This is a genomic window from Bradyrhizobium symbiodeficiens (genome assembly GCF_002266465.3).
GTDB lineage: Bacteria > Pseudomonadota > Alphaproteobacteria > Rhizobiales > Xanthobacteraceae > Bradyrhizobium > Bradyrhizobium symbiodeficiens.
The window spans coordinates 3,249,970-3,268,348 of the sequence record NZ_CP029427.2 but is presented as its reverse complement, the minus strand read 5'-3'; the positions used below and the strand labels follow the sequence as shown (position 1 = coordinate 3,268,348).

The following is an 18,379-nucleotide window of genomic DNA, read 5'->3' as shown; positions in this document are numbered from 1 at the left end:
CGTTCGTGAGACGCCGCCTAATCTAGGCCGGCCGACCGACGGCGCAAGGCCGAGCAGTTGTCAGTTCAACGCCTGAGATCACAACGGCCGCAACACGTGGCTGGTGGCGTAGGCGGCGTCGCGCTGCGCGCGTTGCTCGATGAAGAGTTGGCCGGTGACGAGCAGTGCTCCGGTGAAAACGAGCGCGAGCATCGCGGTGGCGAACTGACTGGCATCATTCATCGCAAGAGCTTCTCCGGCATCTGCTCGGACGGGAACGCGGATCGACAGGCGCCAGTTCCTGCATGCTTCAAATAAATTGCCGCTTTTTCCCGAACGACCGGCGGCTCGCTCTCAATAATTGATCTCCATCCGCAACCCGCGCGGATCGATCTCCTCGCCGCCGACACGCTGTGTGCTGTCGCGCGCCGCCAGCGCGCAGGCACAGGCGTCGATGAGATCGTCGCGACCGATGCCGGTGCCGTGGCGAAGCATCAGCCATCTCTCGACCTTGGTGAAACCCCGATCTCTCAGCAACGCGACGCGCTGCTCGCGGCCTTGCACCGATGTCTTGTTCGCGAGCCGTACTCGTCCTGCGAGATTCCAGAAAATCAATTCCGGATGGGCTTCGCCGATCGTCGCTTGCCGCGCCGGCGTCATGACATCATCGACCTCCTTGATCTTGTCCCTGATATTCCACAGCTGCGCCGACACACCCCTGCCCTTGCCTTCATGCATCCAGTAGTAACGGTTGGCCTCAGCCATGTAGGTGAACGTCCAGAGATCCCGGCGTGCACCGAGAAACACGGCGGGGCCAACCAGCTCGCGCGCACGCCGGTCGCAGGCGCGATAGCCGGCCGGATTCAATCCGATCGGCATGTCGATCATCGCACGCGCATGCGGCATCGCGAGCAGGCGCGCCAGGCCCGGTGAATAGTCGAAGCCGTGATCGCCGCGCCCATCGATCCAGACAGCGACCCAGCCGAAGCGAAATCCGTCGAGGCCGAGATAGGCTGACACGTCCCGCCTCACCCCACGCGGTCAGCCCCCGACGGCCTGATAGGCCAGACGCTTGAACTCGAAAAAGAACGGATTCCAGAAGCCCATGTAACGCTGGGCCATCAGGACGCCCGCGGTATTGGCCTGCGGGCAGATCCACCAATGGGTGCCGGCAAGGCCGCCCCACTGGAATTCACCGGTGGAGTTCGGCGGATCAAACGGCGTCGGCGCGAAGGTGACGGCGCCGCCGAGGCCAAAACCCTTGCCGGGAATCGGGCCGAGATTGGCGAAGCGGATGGTCTGCCCCGCCGGGAGCTGGTTCGTCATCATCTGCCGGAGCGTCTCCGGCTTCAGCAGCGCATCCGAACCCGGCAGCAGCGCGCGGACCAGCGCGAGCATGTCGGGCAAGGTCGAGACCAGACCGCCGCCGCCCGAGAGCCGCGGGAACGGCTGTCGATAGGCTTGCGGAAACGGCAGATTGTCGGCCCGCGTGAGGCCCGGCTTCATGGGATCGAGCACGTCGGCGCCGGTGTAGAGCGCAACCAGCCTGCCCTGCTGCGCCTCGGGAACGTGGAAGCCGGTGTCGGTCATGCCCAGGACATCGAAGATGCGCGCCTTGAGGAAGGCATCGAGCGGCTGGCCGGAGACGACCTCCACGACACGGCCGAGCACGTCGGTAGCCACCGAATATTCCCAGGCCGTGCCGGGATGATAGGACAGCGGCAGATCGGCCAGCTTGTCGATCATGTCGGAGAGCGGCGTCAGCGGATTGAGCACGCGCGCTTCGTTATAGCCTTTGAACAGCACCGAGCCGGGATCGAAGATGCCGTAGCTGAGGCCCGCGGTGTGGGTCAGGAGTTGCCGGATCGTGATCGGGCTCTTCGCCAGCTCGACATCGGCAAGGCTGGAAGCGCCCGGCTTCAGCACCTTGCGACCAGCGAGCTGCGGCAGGAATGTCTCGACCGAATCATCGAGCCCGATGCGGGTCTCCTCGACCAGCAGCATGATCGCACAGGTGACGAATATCTTGGTGTTGGAGAAGGCGCGGAAGATATGGTCGGGCCGCAGAGCAGTGTTCGCCTCGCGATCGGCAAAGCCGACGCATTGCTGGTCGACCAATTCGCGCCCGCGCAGCACGGCCCAGGATGCACCCGGAATGATCTCCTGATCGACGTAACGTTGCATCGCCGTCCGCACGGCGGAAAAATCGGTCGTTCTGGCGTCCATGTGTTCCCCCGAAGTCTGGTTGGGACGGATATAGCGAATTTTTACTGGAAATGAAGGGCGCCTATCCTTCCCTCATCAACGCCGTCACGTACAGCCGACGCCGAATCCGCATGCCCTGCCGCTGGTACAGCGCAATCGCCGAATTGTTGTTCGAAAACACGTGCAGGAACGGTATTTCGCCGCGCGCCTCGATCCGTCGCGCCACCGCCGCGAGCAGCGCTTGCGCATAGCCGCGCCCGCGATAGTCGGGATGCACGCACACCGCCGTCATCTCGACGAACTGTCCCGGCTTCATCCGCTCGCCCGTCATCGCGACCAATTCGCCGCCTGCGCGAATGCCAAGGAACGTGCCGAGCTCGTGGGTGCGCAGCGCGAATGGACCCGGCTTCGTCAGCTCCGTCAGCGCCATCATCGCGGGCACGTCGGCAGCTCCCAACCTGACGATCTCGGCGTCGCGCAACGGACTGTCGGCGGGCGAGCCGATCATCTGCTCGCCGGTCTCGGCCAGCACGACCTTGAATCCGGAGGGAATTTCGACCGGCTCCGGCGTGAACAGTGCGGCGACCTGCGAGCCCGACATGAGATCGCCGAGCGCTGCAAAACTTGCCGCGGACATGTCGACCATGTCGGCGAACGGCGTCATGTCGACGGGATAGCGCCGGGCTAGCGGACCGCCCTCGGCCAGATGCTTGTGGCTTGTCGTCAGCGCGCTCCAGATCGGATGATCCAGCAGCGCCTCATCGCTTCCAGACACCGGACTAATCCTTGTCGAAGCTGACGATGACGGCAGCATTCGCGATCAGGATGGGATCGTTGGCCACTTCCGTGGCCGAGGGAATTTCCAATCCGCCCTTGACCGCGGTGACGGTGACGGTGCCGTAAGGCAGCTCCTTGGCCACCGCCTCCTTGTCGACGGCTTCCGGATTGGGCACCGCGATCGTGACGTCGACGAACATGTCGTTCGCAGTCTTGCCGATCATCCGGAAGAAGCCGAGGCTCGAATGCCGGATGGCATCCGACACCGCGCGCTTGGCCGCCTTGGTGGCGTCCCTGCCGTGGACGTCGACGCCCATGCCCATCTCGGTAACGCAGCGAATGCGGGTCATTTGATATTCCTTTTGGCTTGGTGATTGCGAATGTCGGCGATCGGGGATTGCGACACAAGTGTTCCTCTCGTGTCCCGGACGCGCTGCAACGCTCTCGGCGTTGCTGCGCAGAGCCGGGACCTGGAAAGGCACGAGCGTGGGCCCCGGCTCTGCAGCGCACCGCCGAAGTGGCGCTGCGCAGCGTCGGGGCACGAGGCTGCAATTTTCAAGCCTTCGCCTTCTCATGCGCCCGCAGTTCGTCGACCAGCACCCGCACGTTCTCCGAATAGTCGATCGGGATCACGACCAGATGCACGCCGCCCTGCTTGAAGGCGGCATCGAGCGTCGGACCAAAACTGTCGATGTTCTCGATCCGATGCCCCTTCGCCCCGTATGCCTTCGCATACAGAACGAAGTCGGGATTACCGAAGGTCATGCCGTAATCGGCGAAATGATCGACGGCCTGCTTCCAGCGGATCATGCCGTAGGCGTTGTCCTCCAGCACCAGCACGACGAGGTTGAGCTTGAGACGGATGGCGGTCTCCATCTCCTGGCTGTTCATCATGAAGCCGCCGTCGCCGGCGACCGCGAGCACGCGGCGGTCGGGATAGAGCATCGCGGCCATCATCGCCGACGGCAGGCCGGCGCCCATGGTCGCCAGCGCATTGTCGAGCAGCAGCGTGTTGGCGACGCGGGTGCGGTAGTTGCGCGCGAACCAGATCTTGTACATGCCGTTGTCGAGCGCGACGATGCCGTTCTCGGGGATCACCTGGCGGATGTCGTGCACGATGCGCTGCGGCGTCGGCGGCCAGCGCGCCTCGGTGGCGCGGTCGGCGATGTGCCCCAGGATTTCCTCGCGCAGCGGCAGCAGCGCCGCAGCCTGCGGCAGCTTGCCTTCGAGCCGGTCGGCGAGCAGTTCGAGGCTCGGGCCGACATCGCCGACAACCTCGGCGTCCGGAAAATAGACCTGCTCGACACTGGCCGACGTGTAGCTGACGTGAATGACCTTCGGCCCCGATGGCCCCATGATGAAGGGCGGCTTCTCGATCGGGTCGTGACCGATCGCGACGATCAGGTCGGCGGCATCGATGGCGTCGTGGACATAGTCGCGCTCGGACAGTGCGGCGGTGCCCATGTAGAGATTTGTGCCGCCGGGCACGGTGCCCTTGCCCATCTGCGTGGTGAAGAACGGAATGCCGGTCCGCCGCACGAAGCTCGCGATGCCGTGCGTCGAACGCGGCCGGCTGGTCGCAGCCCCCATCATCACCAGCGGGTGTTTCGCAGCCAGGATCATCTCTGCGGCGCGGTCGAGCGCGGTGCGATGGGCGACCGGGATCTCGATCGGATGGACCGGGATCACGGGGACATCAGGCACCTCGTCCCCAGCGATGTCCTCGGGCAATTCGAGATGCACCGGTCCGGGCCGCTCCTCCATCGCCACGCGAAAGGCGTCGCGCACCACGGTCGGAATGCTGGAGGCACTGATGACCTGCCGCGACAGCTTCGTCAGCGGCTTCATGGTCGCGACCACGTCCACGATCTGGAAGCGCGCCTGCCGGCTGCTCATGATCGGCTTCTGCCCGGTAATCAGGATCATCGGCATCGCGCCGAGATGCGCATAGGCTGCGCCGGTGGACAGGTTGAGCGCGCCGGGGCCGAGCGTGGACAGGCAAACGCCGGGCTTGCCGGTCAGCCGGCCATGCGTGGCCGCCATGAAGGCAGCAGCCTGCTCGTGACGGGTCAGGACCAGCTCGATCTTGGAGGTGCGCAGCGATTCCACGAGATCGAGATTCTCCTCGCCGGGGACGCCGAAGATGCGATCGACACCTTCATTCTCCAGCGCCGCGACAAACAGGTCCGATCCCTTCGCCTTGCGTTCCTGCCCGCTCATGTCGCCTCCGCTTTGCACTCTCCCGAGTTCCATGGGAGTACGCGTATGGTAGCGGTCTGTCGTGCGGGCACAACTCACAATGCGGCGTGGTCTGTGATGCGCAATGCTCGTTCCGTCATCCTGAGGCGCGAGCTCGGCAGCGCAAGCGCGCTACCCGTGCGAGCCTCGAAGGATGAACGGCCGAGATGCAGCCGGGCCGTGGCCCTTCGAGGCTTGATCAGCCGCGCAGTTGCGCCGCTGATCGCGCACCTCAGGGTGACGGTGACAGATTGGCGCTATGACAATTTTCGATTTCAAAACCGCAGACACGCAATCGCGTCCTCGCGGCGTGTCTCGCCCGAGTTTTGCTTCATCTCGACACCCTCATGTCAGAGGGCGCAGGGAAGGCCGGGTGCCGGCTGGCACCCACGGTCCACTGTGCGAAGGTTGCGCTACAAGAGGCTGCACAGCGGCATACAGGTGAAGCCAAAACATCCGGCCTTCCCTGCGCAGTGGTTTGACGGCTTATGCCGAGCTCTCCCCGGGGAGCGATGCACTATTGCCCCCGTCGCCTTGCGGCTGACGATGCGCGCGCCCGGTTGGGCGTCACACATCACCGCAACGCTTGACGCCAGCCTGCGGGCGCCAGGACCACACGGTTTTGCCGTACGCAATCGCACCGGTCGTGCGCGCGCCGGCTGTCGCTCACGGTTGCCCGCCCTGCGATGCCCCTCGCGCCGATGCTGCCTGCGTCCACCGCAGCTCACCCACGTTTCGTGACGATCGCGATACGCCCCTCTGACCGGGGGTGAGGTGGCGCATGAATACGCCAAAGCCGAATTTCGGTAAAGTGGAAATTTTTTGTTCCCGCGGATTGACCCGTTGATTGTGTGCTTTGCTCGTCGCAACGCAAGGGGTTGTAGCCTGCAACGACGCGACGAACTGCCCCCCTCCCTCGCAGCCTCGCCAAGGCAAAAAGCCCGCGATCCAAACGGCAGCTTCGGGCTAACCAGACGACACCAGGGCCGCACCGAGCGCTCTCCGGAACGTGATGGGATGATCACTATCCTCCCATTGGACTTTTGCTGCACCGCACCTAATTCAGCCGCAAAGCCCATTCGAGATGGAGTGTTTCATGAGCAAGTCCAACACCACCGCTTCAGCCAAAGCACATCGCTACGAACTCGTCCATAGCGATGGCGCCGACTTCGTCGCGTACCAGCGCCGTCGCGAGGACGGACTGTGGCAGACTTTTGCGACCTGGATGATTCCGCGAGCGATCTGCAACTAGATCGGCGATCACTCAGCCCGCTGCCGTTGACCAGGGCATGTTGCCTGACTAAAGTCAGGCATCATGCTGGATCCCGTCTCTCGCGTCCGCCGCTTCAACCGTGCCGTGACCTCCGCCGTCGGCGCGCTCGACACCTCGTTCCTGGGACGCGGCCGGCCGCTGGGCGCCGCACGCGTGCTGAATGCGATCGGCCACGGGCGCCCGGACGTGGCGGAGATCCGCGACTATCTCGGCCTCGATTCCGGGCTGATGAGCCGGCTGTTGCGCGGCCTCGAGGACGAAGGGTTGGTCGAGACTGTCGCGCACGACGGCGATGCAAGGCGCCGGGTGGCGAAGCTGACGCGCACGGGCAGGCGCGAGTTCGCGGCCTATGAAGCGCTGTCAAACAAACAGGCCGAGAGCTTCATTGCAGGGCATTCGCAGCGCGAGGCGCTGCTGGCGGCGATGGACTTGATTGCCTCGGCGCTGACGCGCGAGCGCGTCACGTTGGACGAAGCGGACCCGCAGAGCGAGGAAGCCCGCTACTGCCTCGGCGAGTACTATGCCGAGCTCGGCCGCCGCTTCAAGCAGGGCTTCGACGTCTCGCTGTCGCGCGACCCTGACGCCAAGGATATGCGCCGGCCGCGCGGCACGTTCATCGTCGCGATCTCGGACACGCTGCCAATCGGCTGTGTCGGCCTGAAGGGCACCGATCACGGCTACGCCGAAATCAAGCGTCTGTGGGTTGCGCCCGCCGCGCGCGGATTGCGGCTCGGCCGGCGCCTGATGGATGCTGCCGAAAGCGCCGCGCGCGAGCTCGGCATCACGCTGCTGCGGCTCGACACCAACAGCGCGTTGCCCGAGGCCGGTCAGCTCTACCGCAGCACGGGCTGGCGCGAGATCCCGCGCTTCAATGACGATCCGTATCCGGATCTGTTCTTCGAAAAACGCCTCTGAGCGGGAACCGGCTCGCGATGTCAGCGCGTTAAAATCGAAGCCGCAAGGAGCTTCGATATGTCCAGGGACGATCTCGCCGACCTCTACCGCGCCTACATCGCCTGCCTGAACCGGCAGGACTGGCCGTCGCTCGGCCGGTTCGTGCATGATGATGTCATTCACAACGGCCGGCCGCTGGGTCTCTCCGGCTATCGCGCGATGCTGGAACGGGACTTTCGCGAGATTCCGGACCTGCGCTTTGTCATCGCGCTGCCGCTCTCGGATCCGCCCCATATCGCGGCGCGGCTGCAGTTCGATTGTGCGCCGGTTGGGACGTTCCTTGGACTTCCCGTCAATGGCCGGCGCGTCTCGTTCTGCGAGAATGTATTCTACGCGTTACAAGACGGAAAGATCCGGCAGGTCTGGTCGGTGATCGACAAAACCGCGATTGAGGCGCAGCTCTGACGCCGCGCCTCGATGCAACATCACGCGGCCGCCGGTGCCACCTGCCCTTGCTGCTTCGCGAACGGCCTGAAATTCATCGCCATCAGGAAGGCACCGAGGCCCATCGCCCAGGAAGCGATGTAGAGCCAAGCGTAGCTGGAGAAGGCGTCATAGATCAGGCCGCCGGCGAGCGGGCCCGTCGCCATGCCGAGGCTGCCGGCCATCGCGGTGCCGCCGATCACTGTGCCCATCATCTTGAGCGGAAAGTTTTCGCGGATCAGCACGGCGTAGAGCGGCATGGTGCCGGCATAGATGAAGCCGAACACGGCGCCGACGGCGTAGAAGGTCGCAAGCTGATGGGCGAAGACGTAGGCGAGCGCGCCGAACGCCTGGAGCAGCAGCCCCGAGACCAGCACGCGCTTGGCCCCGAAACGGTCGCCCATCAGGCCGAAGGCGATGCGCCCGCCGAGACCGGCAAACCCCTCGATGCTGTAGATCGTCACCGCCGCGACCAGCGGAATGCCGCAGCTCACGGCATAGCTGACGGTGTGGATGATCGGGCCGGAATGGGTGGCGCAGCAGAAGAAGTTGGTCGCGAGCAGGATGAGGAATTGCGGCGAGCGCAGCGCCTCGCTTCTCGACATCTCATCCTGCCCGGCCCCCTCTCCCATCGGTGCGGCCACGGCCTGCGCGAGCGCCGGCGGACGGCGCACCAGGAACGAGACCGGGATCATGATGGCGCCGACCACCAGAGCCACGATCTGCATCGAGGTGCGCCAGTCATGGTTCGAGACGAGCCAGGCCGCGAGCGGCGCCATCGTCATCGGCGCCACGCCCATGCCGGCGGACACCAGCGACACGGCAAGGCTGCGATGGGTATCGAACCAGCCGGTCACGGTCGCCATCATCGGCGCGAAGATCGCAGCGCATGAGGCGCCGGTCAGAAGGCCGAACACGAACTGGAACACGATCAGGGAGGTCGCATGGCTCGCCGCGAACAGGCTGAGCGTCAGCACCGTCGATCCCGTCAGCACCACCGGCAGCGGCCCGAACCGGTCGGACAGCGTGCCCCAGACCATGCTGGTGCAGGCCATTGCCAGAAAGCCGATCGTCATCGCGCTGGAGATGCCGGTCACCGACCAGCCGGTGTCCCTGGCGATCGGCTGCAGGAACACCGGCAGCGAAAACATGCCGCCGATCGCGACGCAGCCGAGCAGCCCGCCGGCGGCGACGATCACCCAGCGATAGGTGGATGAGGTCATCTTTGTCTCCCGTGATGATCTTGTCTGATGGGAAGACGAATGGGAACTGCACCGGCCGACAGCGTCGCCCACGTTTTTGCAGGTGTCGCCAAACAAAAAACGCGAAAACAACCCCATGCACAGTAGACGGCCCCTGCGGGATCAAGGACTTAGCGGGCGGCGAAATGAGCCGCCCGCAGCTCGCAATCGCTCGCTGTGGTTTGACGCGTCGGGCAAAACATCAGGGCCCTATCCGCCAATCGCCTTCGCTTGCGCGACGTCCGCGATCAAAGATCACATGGCCGCGCCACGGCGCCACGTGCTGACGGTGAGCCAGACTGCAGACACCAGGAAGTACAGCGCGCCGACCGCAGCATAGCCCGCGACGTTCGCGATCGACGGATTGCAGGCATCGTGGCTTGAAAGATGAAGAAGCCGCCTGCCAAAGCCGACTGGCCACCGCTGAGCACCATGGCCCATTGCGCGCCGTAGCTGCGCCAGCGGCGGACCGCCGTGCCGAGTTGAAGCAATCCGGCAAGGATCGCCCACATACCGAAGATTCCGAGCACCCAGTTCATGCTTACCTGCAAGGCCAGGATGACCGCGATGGTGGTCACCAGGCTGACCACCACGTTCAGGGCCTGGGTACGGTTCTGGTTCAAGCCGCCGCTACAGAACGCGTCGAGATAATTGGCCGCGGCGTCCCAGGCCGGATAGGCGACGAGCAACGTTGCCGCGATCGTTGCAGACGACGGTGCGACCGTAAAGGCGGCAATGACCCAGGCAACGGAAAACGCAGCGCGAAGGAAATAGTATTGCTTCAGCCATTGCGCGCGGTCGGACACATCCGAAGCCATCTCGATATCTCTCATTTCGCTTCTCCTTACCTACTAGTTGGTAGATTGGCGAAGCGATATTGCCTCGCCATTCGGATCGATTGCAGCGGTGCCGGTGGCGTCAGTGCCTGGCGGAAAGCCGATCCAGCAGCGGCCGGGTGATGATCCCGAACATCTTTGGATCGCCGTAGGCCCGCGCCGACAGCATCGCGCCGTGGACGGTCGCCATGAATCCTTCAGCCTCGACCCTAGCCGAGCCGGAGAGATGGAGCTGCCCCTGCCGCTTGCCGCGCTCCATCACGGATGTCAGCCACGACGCCAGCGAGCGGAAGTGGGCCCGGACCTCGAGCGCGACCTCCTCGGGCAGGATCGGGAGCTCGCTGGCCAACAGCGCGCAAACGCAGAACGGAGCCGTCGCGTCTTTGATGCAGGTTTCCCAATACGCGACATAGCTCTTGAGCTGCTCGCCGGGGTCCGGGACGTTGCGTTCCATGGCCGCCAGCCCCGCTCGGGCTTCCTCGCGATATCGCGACACGAGCGTGCGGACCAGGTCGACCTTGCTGGCGAAATGGTGATGAATGCTCGGCTTGCGGATGCCGACGACGTCAGCGATGTCGGCATAGCTGAAGCCGTTATAGCCGCCCGCGATGATCAACGTGCGCGCGCAGGCCAGGATGTCGTCGGCGGTCGAGGAAACGTTGGACATGCAGGATTAGCTACCTTCCAGTTGGTAGGCAGTCAAGCGCCGGTGCTTCAACCATCCGTGAGCGGCAGGAGCGGCCGCGCGCATATCGGGGTGATTTTGCGCGCGCCTGCTGGTCTCCACGCCGTCGCCATCAATCCACCGCCAGGACAACTTTTCCGAAACCTCCACCGCGCTCTACGCTGCGATGGGCATCGACTGCATGTTCCAGCGGAAATACCTGATCGACCAGCGGCTTCAGCGTGCCCGACACCAGCAGCGGCAGGAAATCTTCGGAGAAGCGACGAACCATCGCTCGCTTTTCATCCAGGCTGCGAGATTTCATGACGGTGCCGACCAACCGCAAATGGTTGTGCAGCAGCAGGTTGAGCGGAATCGAGGCGACTTGTTGGCCGCTCAAGATGCCGACCTGGACCAGCGTGCCGCCGGGCCGAAGGCTGCGAAGGTTGCGCGGCAGGTAGTCGCCGCCGACGAAATCGATGACGGCGTCAACGCCACGATGATCCGTGAGCCGCGCGACGGCGCTCTCGAAATCATCAGCCCGGTAGTCGATCACAGCGGCGGCGCCAATCTTGCCGACGTCCGCCAACCGCGACGCGTTCGCCGTTGCGTAGACCGTAGCGCCCAGCGCACGGGCGACCTGCACGCAGGCGGAGCCCACGCCGCCCGCGGCGCCGTGAACGAGCACGGTTTGACCATGCGCGACGCGTGCGAGATGCGAGACCGCTTCGACCGCCGTGACGAACGATTCCATGATCGCCGCGCCCTCGACGAAAGAGACATTGCCAGGAAGCCTGACTGCCATGCGACGGTCGACCCGGGCGAACTCCGCATAAGCTCCTCCCCCCACGATCGCCATCATGCGTTCCCCGATCGAGACGTCGTCGACTTCGCTGCCGACGCCAACGACTTCACCAGCGAGCTCGAGGCCGAGCAGATTGCTCTCGCCGAAGCTCTGGCTGCCGTAAGCGCCGTTTCGTTGCAGAATATCCGCACGGTTGACCCCTGCCGCCATCACACGCAACAGCAGGTCCTGGGGGCGAACCTCCGGCCTCGGCACCTCGGCCAGGCGAAGAACCTCCGCCGGACCGAAGCTGTCAAAGACGACGCCTTTCATTTCGCCTGCTCCTTCGTATGGGCCTTGGCCCGCCGCGCGATGCTGGCGGCGAACAACGGCGTCTCGCGGCGATTGTGGTCGCTTCCGGCCGCCTGGCGCGAATTGGCGGCGTCTTCGAAGGAAATGCCGTGCTTGTCCAGGAATGCCATGAAGACATCGGTCGGGTGCGCCGTGACGCTGTTCGTATAGCGTGTGTGCCCTTCGTCGATGGTCTCGGCCTTCAGCTCCCAGATCACGTTGACCTGGGTCCGGCCATTCGTCGTAAACACGTCCGAGATCGAATTCATGCGGCAATAGGTCTTGCCGGCCTCTTCCGCGACGTAGTGCTGGATGACCAGCCCGGTGCCGATCTGCTCGACGTTGATCATCATGCGACGTCCGTCGTCTGTGGTGCTGACGCCGGCCGCAATGTGATCAGGCGGGCAGCAACGCAGATATTCGGCTTCGGAGAGCGTGAACAGCCATTCGGCGATGTCCACTCGGTCGAGCGGCACGTCGATGACCGCGGTATAGGCCGATTGCGACAGGATGCGATCGAGCGCCTTCATGATAATCTCCTTTGATTCAATGGCTTGGGCCGGTAAGGCTCGCCTTCGAGGGAGGAGATACGGCTTTTGAGGGGTGGTGATAATGAAGGTTGAGCTCGAAACCCTTTTGCGGAAGGCGCAAAGATGAAAGACCCGCGTTTTGCGGAACATCTGGCCATCTACGTCGACGTGGTTCGCGGCGGCAGTTTCTCCAGCGCCGCGCGTCATCGCGGTGTGACGCCATCGGCCATCGTCAGGCAGATCGACGCGCTCGAGCACAGTGTCGGGGTGCCCCTGCTGGTGCGCTCGACCCGCGCGCTCGCGATGACCGATGCCGGAGAACGGCTATTCGAACGCGCGCAGCGGCTGCTCGAAGACCTCGCCGACACGCACGCCGAGATCGCCGCTTTCGATGGTGCGATCGCCGGCGTTCTTCGCCTCGCCTGCTTTCCGACTTTTGGCAAGCGCTACGTGATCCCCACCCTGGAAGCGGTCATGCGGGATCATCCCGGCCTCACGGTCGAGCTCGATCTCACCGAGCGGCTCGCAGATCCCGTGCTGGAACGGCTTGATGCCGTGATCCGGATCGGCGAACTCGCCGACAGCACCCTCATCGCGACCAAGCTGGCATCGCAGAACAGACTCCTGGTCGCCACGCCCGCCTATCTCGATCAGCACGGCATGCCGACCGAAGCGAAAGACCTCACCGGCCATCGGCTGATCGACAAATTGCACGGCGCCGACCTGCTGGGCTGGACGGACGTGCTGGGTCACCCCGCGGGCGCAGCGTCCGGGCCGCAAGCCGTGTTTCGATGCGACGACTTCGAAGCGATGCGGCTCGCGGCACTTGCCGGCGTCGGCATCGCATTGCTGGCAGACTGGGTCGTCGGGACGGATGTCCGCGCCGGTTCATTGACACGAATCCCGCTCGACGGCGAAAGATGGAATGAGGCGAAGGCCGGCGTCTATCTGTTGCGGGCCCTGGCCCAGCCATCTGCCAAACTGACGGTTCTGACTGCCGCGTTGCGAGATGCAATCGGGTCGCCGCCGGTGTGGGCATCATTCCGGCGCCAATGACATCATGACCATCCGCCCCATCATCCGTTACCCCGACCGCAGGCTCGCGATGCCGGCCCGTCCGGTCACCGCATTCGACGACAGCTTGCGCGAGCTCGCGGCGGACCTGCTCGACACCATGCGCGCAGCGCCCGGCATCGGCATCACCGCGCCGCATATCGGTGTGCCCTTGCGGCTCGTCGTGCTCGAGCTCGACGCCAAGGATGGCCCCCTCACCTACGTCAATCCGGTCATCGAATGGACATCACCCGAGATGATCCTCCAGCGCGAGGGCAGCGTCTCGATGCCGGGCGTCAACGACGAAGTCCAGCGCCATGCGCGCGTGAGGATCAGCTATCAGGATCTCGACGGCAACATGCGAAGCGAGGAATCGGAGGCCTTGCGCGCCGTATGCCACCAGCACGAGATCGACCAGCTCGACGGCATGTTCTGGATCCAGCGGTTATCGCGGCTGAAGCGCGAGCGGCTGGTGAAGAAGTTCGAGAAGATGGCGCGGAACGCGTAAGCTTTGCCTGCGACGGGGACCGGACGTTGCGACCGCCAGGGCGCCGGCCCACTTCCCCGGTCGAAGCAGCGCCGCCGGCCTCGCGAGCGCCGCGGCCGGATCGGGGCCTGCTGAATTGACAAAGGTCAATGCACGCGTGCCGGTCGGCGCCTAAGCACTTCCATGGTTTGCCCGCGCAAGCAACAAGCGAGTCTCGTCGCCAGAGCTGCAAGACGCGGCGCGACGCGCTTGGCTTCATCCGGACTGCCACGTTCGATCATCCGCAAAGTCGCATGACATGACCACCCAGGCACTCGGGTTCAGGCGTTCTCCGGTTGCATGGATCGGCGGCATCGCCGTCGCGATCGTCGCATGGTTCGCGATTTACCGACAACTCGAGGATTTTTCGCGAGCGGCGGTTGCGCGAATGCCGATCCCCCAGGGCAGCGCGCTCGCCTCCTCGATCGAGTTCTTCCTCTACGACACGCCCAAGGTGCTGATGCTGCTGGCCCTCGTGGTCTTTACCATGGGGGTGGTGCGAACCTTCTTTTCACCGGAGCACACGCGCGCGATGTTGGCGGGCAAACGCGAAGGGCTGGGTAACATCGCCGCAGCCGGCCTCGGCGTGTTCACGCCGTTCTGTTCCTGCTCGGCGGTGCCGCTGTTCGTCGGTTTCGTCTCGGCAGGTGTTCCGCTGGGCGTGACCTTCTCCTTCCTCATTGCCGCTCCCATGATCAACGAGGTCGCACTCGGACTGTTGTTCGCACTCGTCGGGTGGCGCGTTGCCCTCACCTATCTGGCCTTCGGACTTGCCGTTGCCATCGTCTCAGGCTGGGTCATAGGCCGCCTGCATCTCGAAGGCTGGCTGGAGGAATGGGTCCGCGACGTGCGCGCGGGAGATATCGATCTCCAGCCCGACCAGACGAGCTGGGTCGATCGGTTCGAGGCCGGCTGGAATGCCGTCAAGGAGATCGTCGGCAAAGTCTGGTACTGGATCATCGCCGGGATCGCAGCCGGCGCCTTCATCCACGGCTACGTGCCCGCCGAGTTACTATCGTGGATCATGGGTGCCGACGCGTGGTGGTCCGTGCCGGCCGCGGTCGCCCTCGGCATCCCCATGTATTCCAATGCAGCAGGCATCATCCCGGTGGTCGAGGCCTTGCTGGGCAAAGGCATGGCGCTCGGTACCGTCCTTGCCTTCATGATGTCGGTGATCGCGCTGTCGCTTCCCGAAATGATCATCCTGCGCAAGGTGCTGAGCCTGAAGCTGATCGCGGTGTTTGTCGCCGTCGTCGCCTGCGGAATCCTTGCGGTCGGATTTCTCTTCAACGCCCTGTTTTCCTGAAAGGATCGCGTCATGAAAGACATCAAGGTGCTCGGCCCGGGCTGCGCCCGCTGCAAGACGACCGAAGAGATGGTCAAGGCCGAGGCGGCGAAGCTCGGCATCGAGGTGGCCGTCGAGAAGATCACCGACTACGAGGCGATCGCCAAATTCGGCGTCATCTCGACCCCTGGCATCGTCATCGACGGCAAGGTCGTCCATGCCGGTGGCCTGCCCAAGACGGATGACCTTCAGCGCTGGCTCCAGGCGTGACATAGGCGACCGCGCGGCGCGCAGCCGTCGGCTAGTCCACCGACGCATCTCGCCGCGCCCTCACGCCCTCTTCCCGCCCCGCTTGGTGATCGGCGCGTTGCGACGCTCGCGCTTGCCGCGCGCGATCTCGGTTGCCAGCGCATCCAACTTCGGCTCCCAGAAATTCCGGAACTGACCGATCCACGCATCCACCGCGCGAAGCCCGGCGACGTCGACCGAATAGAGCCGCCGTTGCGCCTCCGCGCGGACGTTGGCAAAGCCGCTCTCGCGCAGCACCTTGAGGTGCTGCGAAACCGCCGCCTGGGTGATCCCGAACTCGGCCCCGATCATTTCGACGACCTCACCGGACGCCATTTCGCTTTGGCCCAGCAACTCGAGGATGCGGCGGCGCACGGGATCGGCGAGGACCTCGAAAATTTGCATCAGCTTCCTGTGCCGGGATGTGCGATATCGGGCGGCATCTCGCCGCGATAGAACGCGATGGTCCGGTCGGAGCGCTGCTTCGCCTCGTCGGGATCGACCCCGCTGGCGACGTGCGCAGCGCACCAGGACTCGCCGCTGGTCGTCATGAAGTCCTTGCCCTCCGGCGAGCCCATCCACGCCTCGGCCGTCTCATGGTCGACCGATGCCCCCGTCGCAACATAGCGATCCAGTCCCGCGAGCGCGAGGTCCCAACCGACGCCCACGGCTCCCGGGCCGAACTGATTCCAATGATCCTCGATGATCGCGGTGTGCTCGAGCGTCAAGCGCGCCTGCTGTCGTTCGGCCGCCAGCGTGACGTCGATCCAGCTGATCGCGCCGCCGAATTCCCAGGTCGCTGCAAAATGGGTCGGCGGCGTGCAGGCCGTGATCGTGCCGCCGGCATTGCCCTTGACCTGGTAACGTCCGCCGAGCAGGAGGTCGCCCTCGACTGCCGCAAACCAGCGCGGAATGCGTTCCCTGCTGGTCACGGCGTCCCAGAGATCGTCGACGCTGGTGTCGTAGAGCCGCGTCAATGTCACTGCGCTCGCGGGTTTTCCGTTCTTCTCGAAATTGCGCACCGAGCGCGCAACGAGGCCCAGGACTCTGGCGACGTCGATCTGCATGGCGTTTCTCCCGATCGTTTCGTTCGCGCAGGAATATCGGTTTCTACTAATATAAGTCAATCCTTATATTGAGAAGGCTGCGATGCGGCAAATCGCATAATGCGGCGATGCGAACCAAACACGCGCTCAGGCGTCTATCGGTGTCCCCGACACCGCCAGACCTGGCCAAAACGGAAGGAACTCATGAAAGTTCGCAAATTTGCCGTCTCCGACGCATCGTTCGAACGCTCGCCTGGACAGGACGGCGACATCTTCGCCGCCAATGTGATCGACCAGCGTCACGGCGGGCCGATCACCATCGGCTTCGGCCGCTATGCGCCGAACCAGAAGCTGGACGAAAAGCTCGGCGTCGACGACGTCATGCTCGTGCTGGAAGGAAAGCTCTCTGTCACCAGCGCCGGCAGCACCGTCACGGCAGGTGCCGGCGAGATCGTCTACATGCCGAAGGGCGAGACGGTCACCATCCGCTCGCACGAGCAGGGTGCCGTCACCGCCTATGTCACCTATCCGCATTGGCAGGAGGCGGGCGACGGCTCCAGCTAGTCGCTGGCCTCATCCGAGCTACGACGGGCCCGCGCCCTACCCGCCCGCCATCAGCGCCTTCGCCAGCGCCATGTAGGCCGGCAGCGTCACGGGATCGTTGGCGGCGTTGCCGGCCATGGGATGCGAGGCGTAGCGCGCGATCACCATCTCGGCGTTGGGATCGATGTAGATGCCCTGGCCGTAGACGCCGCGCGCCATATAGGCGCCGTGCGCGTTGTGGCTGACCCACCATTGATTGCGATAGGAGGCGCCGGGCAGCGTGGTGTAGCCGGCGGGCTTGAACTTTTCGGGGTCACCTCCGCACGCGATGTCTTCGACCACTTGCGACGGCACGATCTGGCGGCCGTTGAAGCGGCCGTGATTGCGCATGGTCTCGCCGAAGCGGGCGAGATCGCGCAGTGTTGTGGAGAGCCCGCCGCCGCCGCTTTCGGTGCCGATGCGATCGACGTGATAATGCGCGTCCTCCTCGGCCCCCATCGGTTGCCAGATCCGCTCCGACAAGAGCTCCGCCAGCGTCAGGCCGCTGACGCGCCGGCAGATCCACGCGAGCACGTCGGTGTTGACGGTCTTGTAGGCAAAGGCCTTGCCGTGATCGCCCTGCTTCTTCTGCGCGATCAGGAAATCGAAGATGTTGGTCGGGCCGTCATAATCCGGCGGGATCGGCGCCATGCCGTTGGCGCGCCGCAGGCCCCACACATCCGAATTCTTGTCGGTATAGACCTCGGTGTAGGCGAGCCCCGTGGTCATATCCATGACCTCGTGCACGCGCGCGTCGCCGAACGCGCTCGCCTTCAACTCCGGCACATAATCCGTGACCAACGCCTGCGGATCGATCTTGCCCTCGCTGACCAGAATGCCGGCGAGCACGCCGGTGAACGACTTCGTCACGGACATGCCGATATGCGGCTTGTGCGGCTTCAAGGCGCCGAAATAGCGCTCGTAGATCAGCCTGCCCCGATGCAGCACGGCGATGCCGTCGGTGTAGGTCTCCTCCAGCATGCCTGCGAAGGTCATGGGACGCCCATCCATCGTGGTCGACGCGACCGCGCCGATGTCCTGCTCCGCGCGCGGCAGCGGCGAGGCCGGCCCTGCTCCGCGCCAGACATTCACCGTCGGCACGAGCTGGCGGATATTGCTCCAGGCCCAGCGGAGTTCGGGGAAGTTGCGGAACGAGCCGTTCTGGAAGGTGATGAGGCGATCGGGCGATGGCGGGAAGCCGCGCATCCAGCCGAGGGTTTCGGGGTCGGTTGAGGCGGCGGGCTCATTGGGCGCGGCGGACATGAATGATGGCTCCGGGACAATGTTCGATCCCCTATCATGCGACAACGTACAGAACACCTCGCGTTTGTGCGGAGGTGCTGC

The 18,379-nt window shown here is 64.5% G+C and carries 21 protein-coding genes and 1 pseudogene; 8 read left to right on the top strand and 14 right to left on the bottom strand.

Features of this window, described 5'->3' with window-relative positions:
- Positions 1-78: 78 nt before the first annotated feature.
- The 6 genes from CIT39_RS14930 to CIT39_RS14905 all read right to left on the bottom strand — a co-directional run bounded on the left by CIT39_RS14930 (position 79) and on the right by CIT39_RS14905 (position 5,181).
- Positions 79-222 carry a hypothetical protein gene (locus CIT39_RS14930; RefSeq protein ID WP_162848643.1) on the bottom strand — a complete coding sequence of 48 codons (144 nt, stop codon included), beginning with the start codon at positions 220-222 and terminating at the stop codon, positions 79-81.
- 111 nt (positions 223-333) lie between these two features.
- A complete protein-coding gene (locus tag CIT39_RS14925; RefSeq protein ID WP_094974569.1) occupies positions 334-999 on the bottom strand; it encodes a DUF429 domain-containing protein in 666 nt (221 codons plus the stop codon).
- Positions 1,000-1,020: 21 nt separating this feature from the next.
- Positions 1,021-2,205 (bottom strand): serine hydrolase domain-containing protein, encoded by a 1,185-nt coding sequence (locus CIT39_RS14920; protein WP_094974570.1) that lies wholly within the window; start codon positions 2,203-2,205, stop codon positions 1,021-1,023.
- 61 nt (positions 2,206-2,266) lie between these two features.
- Positions 2,267-2,998, bottom strand: coding sequence for a GNAT family N-acetyltransferase (locus tag CIT39_RS14915; RefSeq protein ID WP_094974571.1), 732 nt, complete (start codon positions 2,996-2,998; stop codon positions 2,267-2,269).
- Positions 2,964-3,311 carry a Lin0512 family protein gene (locus CIT39_RS14910; RefSeq protein WP_094974572.1) on the bottom strand — a complete coding sequence of 116 codons (348 nt, stop codon included), beginning with the start codon at positions 3,309-3,311 and terminating at the stop codon, positions 2,964-2,966. The genes CIT39_RS14915 and CIT39_RS14910 overlap by 35 nt, the downstream gene beginning before the upstream one ends.
- A 205-nt stretch (positions 3,312-3,516) precedes the next feature.
- Positions 3,517-5,181 (bottom strand): acetolactate synthase large subunit, encoded by a 1,665-nt coding sequence (locus CIT39_RS14905; RefSeq protein ID WP_094974573.1) that lies wholly within the window; start codon positions 5,179-5,181, stop codon positions 3,517-3,519.
- A gap of 1,114 nt (positions 5,182-6,295) precedes the next feature.
- Here CIT39_RS14905 and CIT39_RS14900 point away from each other — a divergent pair.
- From CIT39_RS14900 to CIT39_RS14890, 3 genes are all read left to right on the top strand, one after another.
- On the top strand, positions 6,296-6,451 hold the full coding sequence (locus CIT39_RS14900) for a hypothetical protein (protein WP_094974574.1): 156 nt from the start codon (positions 6,296-6,298) through the stop codon (positions 6,449-6,451).
- A 63-nt stretch (positions 6,452-6,514) separates the two neighbouring features.
- Complete coding sequence (locus CIT39_RS14895; protein WP_094974575.1) at positions 6,515-7,387, top strand: bifunctional helix-turn-helix transcriptional regulator/GNAT family N-acetyltransferase; 873 nt, start codon at positions 6,515-6,517, stop codon at positions 7,385-7,387.
- Between the two features lie 57 nt (positions 7,388-7,444).
- Entirely contained in the window at positions 7,445-7,831 is a 387-nt protein-coding gene (locus tag CIT39_RS14890) for an ester cyclase (RefSeq protein ID WP_094974576.1), read from the top strand.
- A 20-nt stretch (positions 7,832-7,851) separates the two neighbouring features.
- Here the strand turns inward: CIT39_RS14890 and CIT39_RS14885 are convergent, their stop codons facing one another.
- From CIT39_RS14885 to CIT39_RS14865, 5 genes and pseudogenes are all read right to left on the bottom strand, one after another.
- Complete coding sequence (locus tag CIT39_RS14885) at positions 7,852-9,072, bottom strand: MFS transporter (RefSeq protein ID WP_094974577.1); 1,221 nt, start codon at positions 9,070-9,072, stop codon at positions 7,852-7,854.
- 273 nt (positions 9,073-9,345) lie between these two features.
- Positions 9,346-9,908 (bottom strand): annotated as a pseudogene (locus tag CIT39_RS14880) (DUF308 domain-containing protein).
- 100 nt (positions 9,909-10,008) lie between these two features.
- Complete coding sequence (locus CIT39_RS14875; RefSeq protein WP_094974579.1) at positions 10,009-10,593, bottom strand: TetR/AcrR family transcriptional regulator; 585 nt, start codon at positions 10,591-10,593, stop codon at positions 10,009-10,011.
- A gap of 130 nt (positions 10,594-10,723) precedes the next feature.
- Positions 10,724-11,707, bottom strand: coding sequence for an NAD(P)H-quinone oxidoreductase (locus CIT39_RS14870; protein WP_094974580.1), 984 nt, complete (start codon positions 11,705-11,707; stop codon positions 10,724-10,726).
- Complete coding sequence (locus CIT39_RS14865; protein ID WP_094974581.1) at positions 11,704-12,255, bottom strand: hypothetical protein; 552 nt, start codon at positions 12,253-12,255, stop codon at positions 11,704-11,706. The genes CIT39_RS14870 and CIT39_RS14865 overlap by 4 nt, the downstream gene beginning before the upstream one ends.
- A gap of 123 nt (positions 12,256-12,378) precedes the next feature.
- On the opposite strand from CIT39_RS14865, the gene CIT39_RS14860 reads away from it, so the two are divergent.
- The 4 genes from CIT39_RS14860 to CIT39_RS14845 all read left to right on the top strand — a co-directional run bounded on the left by CIT39_RS14860 (position 12,379) and on the right by CIT39_RS14845 (position 15,389).
- Entirely contained in the window at positions 12,379-13,311 is a 933-nt protein-coding gene (locus CIT39_RS14860) for a LysR family transcriptional regulator (RefSeq protein ID WP_094974582.1), read from the top strand.
- A 4-nt stretch (positions 13,312-13,315) separates the two neighbouring features.
- Positions 13,316-13,816, top strand: a complete 501-nt coding sequence (locus CIT39_RS14855; RefSeq protein WP_094974583.1) for a peptide deformylase — start codon at positions 13,316-13,318, stop codon at positions 13,814-13,816.
- 277 nt (positions 13,817-14,093) lie between these two features.
- A complete protein-coding gene (locus CIT39_RS14850) occupies positions 14,094-15,140 on the top strand; it encodes a permease (protein ID WP_094974584.1) in 1,047 nt (348 codons plus the stop codon).
- 12 nt (positions 15,141-15,152) lie between these two features.
- On the top strand, positions 15,153-15,389 hold the full coding sequence (locus tag CIT39_RS14845; protein WP_094974585.1) for a thioredoxin family protein: 237 nt from the start codon (positions 15,153-15,155) through the stop codon (positions 15,387-15,389).
- Positions 15,390-15,449: 60 nt separating this feature from the next.
- Here CIT39_RS14845 and CIT39_RS14840 read toward each other — a convergent pair whose 3' ends face one another.
- A complete protein-coding gene (locus CIT39_RS14840; RefSeq protein WP_094974586.1) occupies positions 15,450-15,812 on the bottom strand; it encodes an ArsR/SmtB family transcription factor in 363 nt (120 codons plus the stop codon).
- Entirely contained in the window at positions 15,812-16,474 is a 663-nt protein-coding gene (locus tag CIT39_RS14835; protein WP_094974587.1) for an SRPBCC family protein, read from the bottom strand. Before CIT39_RS14835 ends, CIT39_RS14840 begins: the two co-directional genes overlap by 1 nt.
- 183 nt (positions 16,475-16,657) lie before the next feature.
- Here CIT39_RS14835 and CIT39_RS14830 point away from each other — a divergent pair, with 183 nt between their 5' ends.
- Positions 16,658-17,017: a cupin domain-containing protein gene (locus tag CIT39_RS14830; protein ID WP_094974588.1), complete on the top strand. Its 360-nt coding sequence runs from the start codon at positions 16,658-16,660 to the stop codon at positions 17,015-17,017.
- 36 nt (positions 17,018-17,053) lie between these two features.
- On the opposite strand, the gene CIT39_RS14825 is transcribed toward CIT39_RS14830, so the two are convergent.
- A complete protein-coding gene (locus tag CIT39_RS14825) occupies positions 17,054-18,298 on the bottom strand; it encodes a serine hydrolase domain-containing protein (protein ID WP_094974589.1) in 1,245 nt (414 codons plus the stop codon).
- Positions 18,299-18,379: the final 81 nt, after the last annotated feature.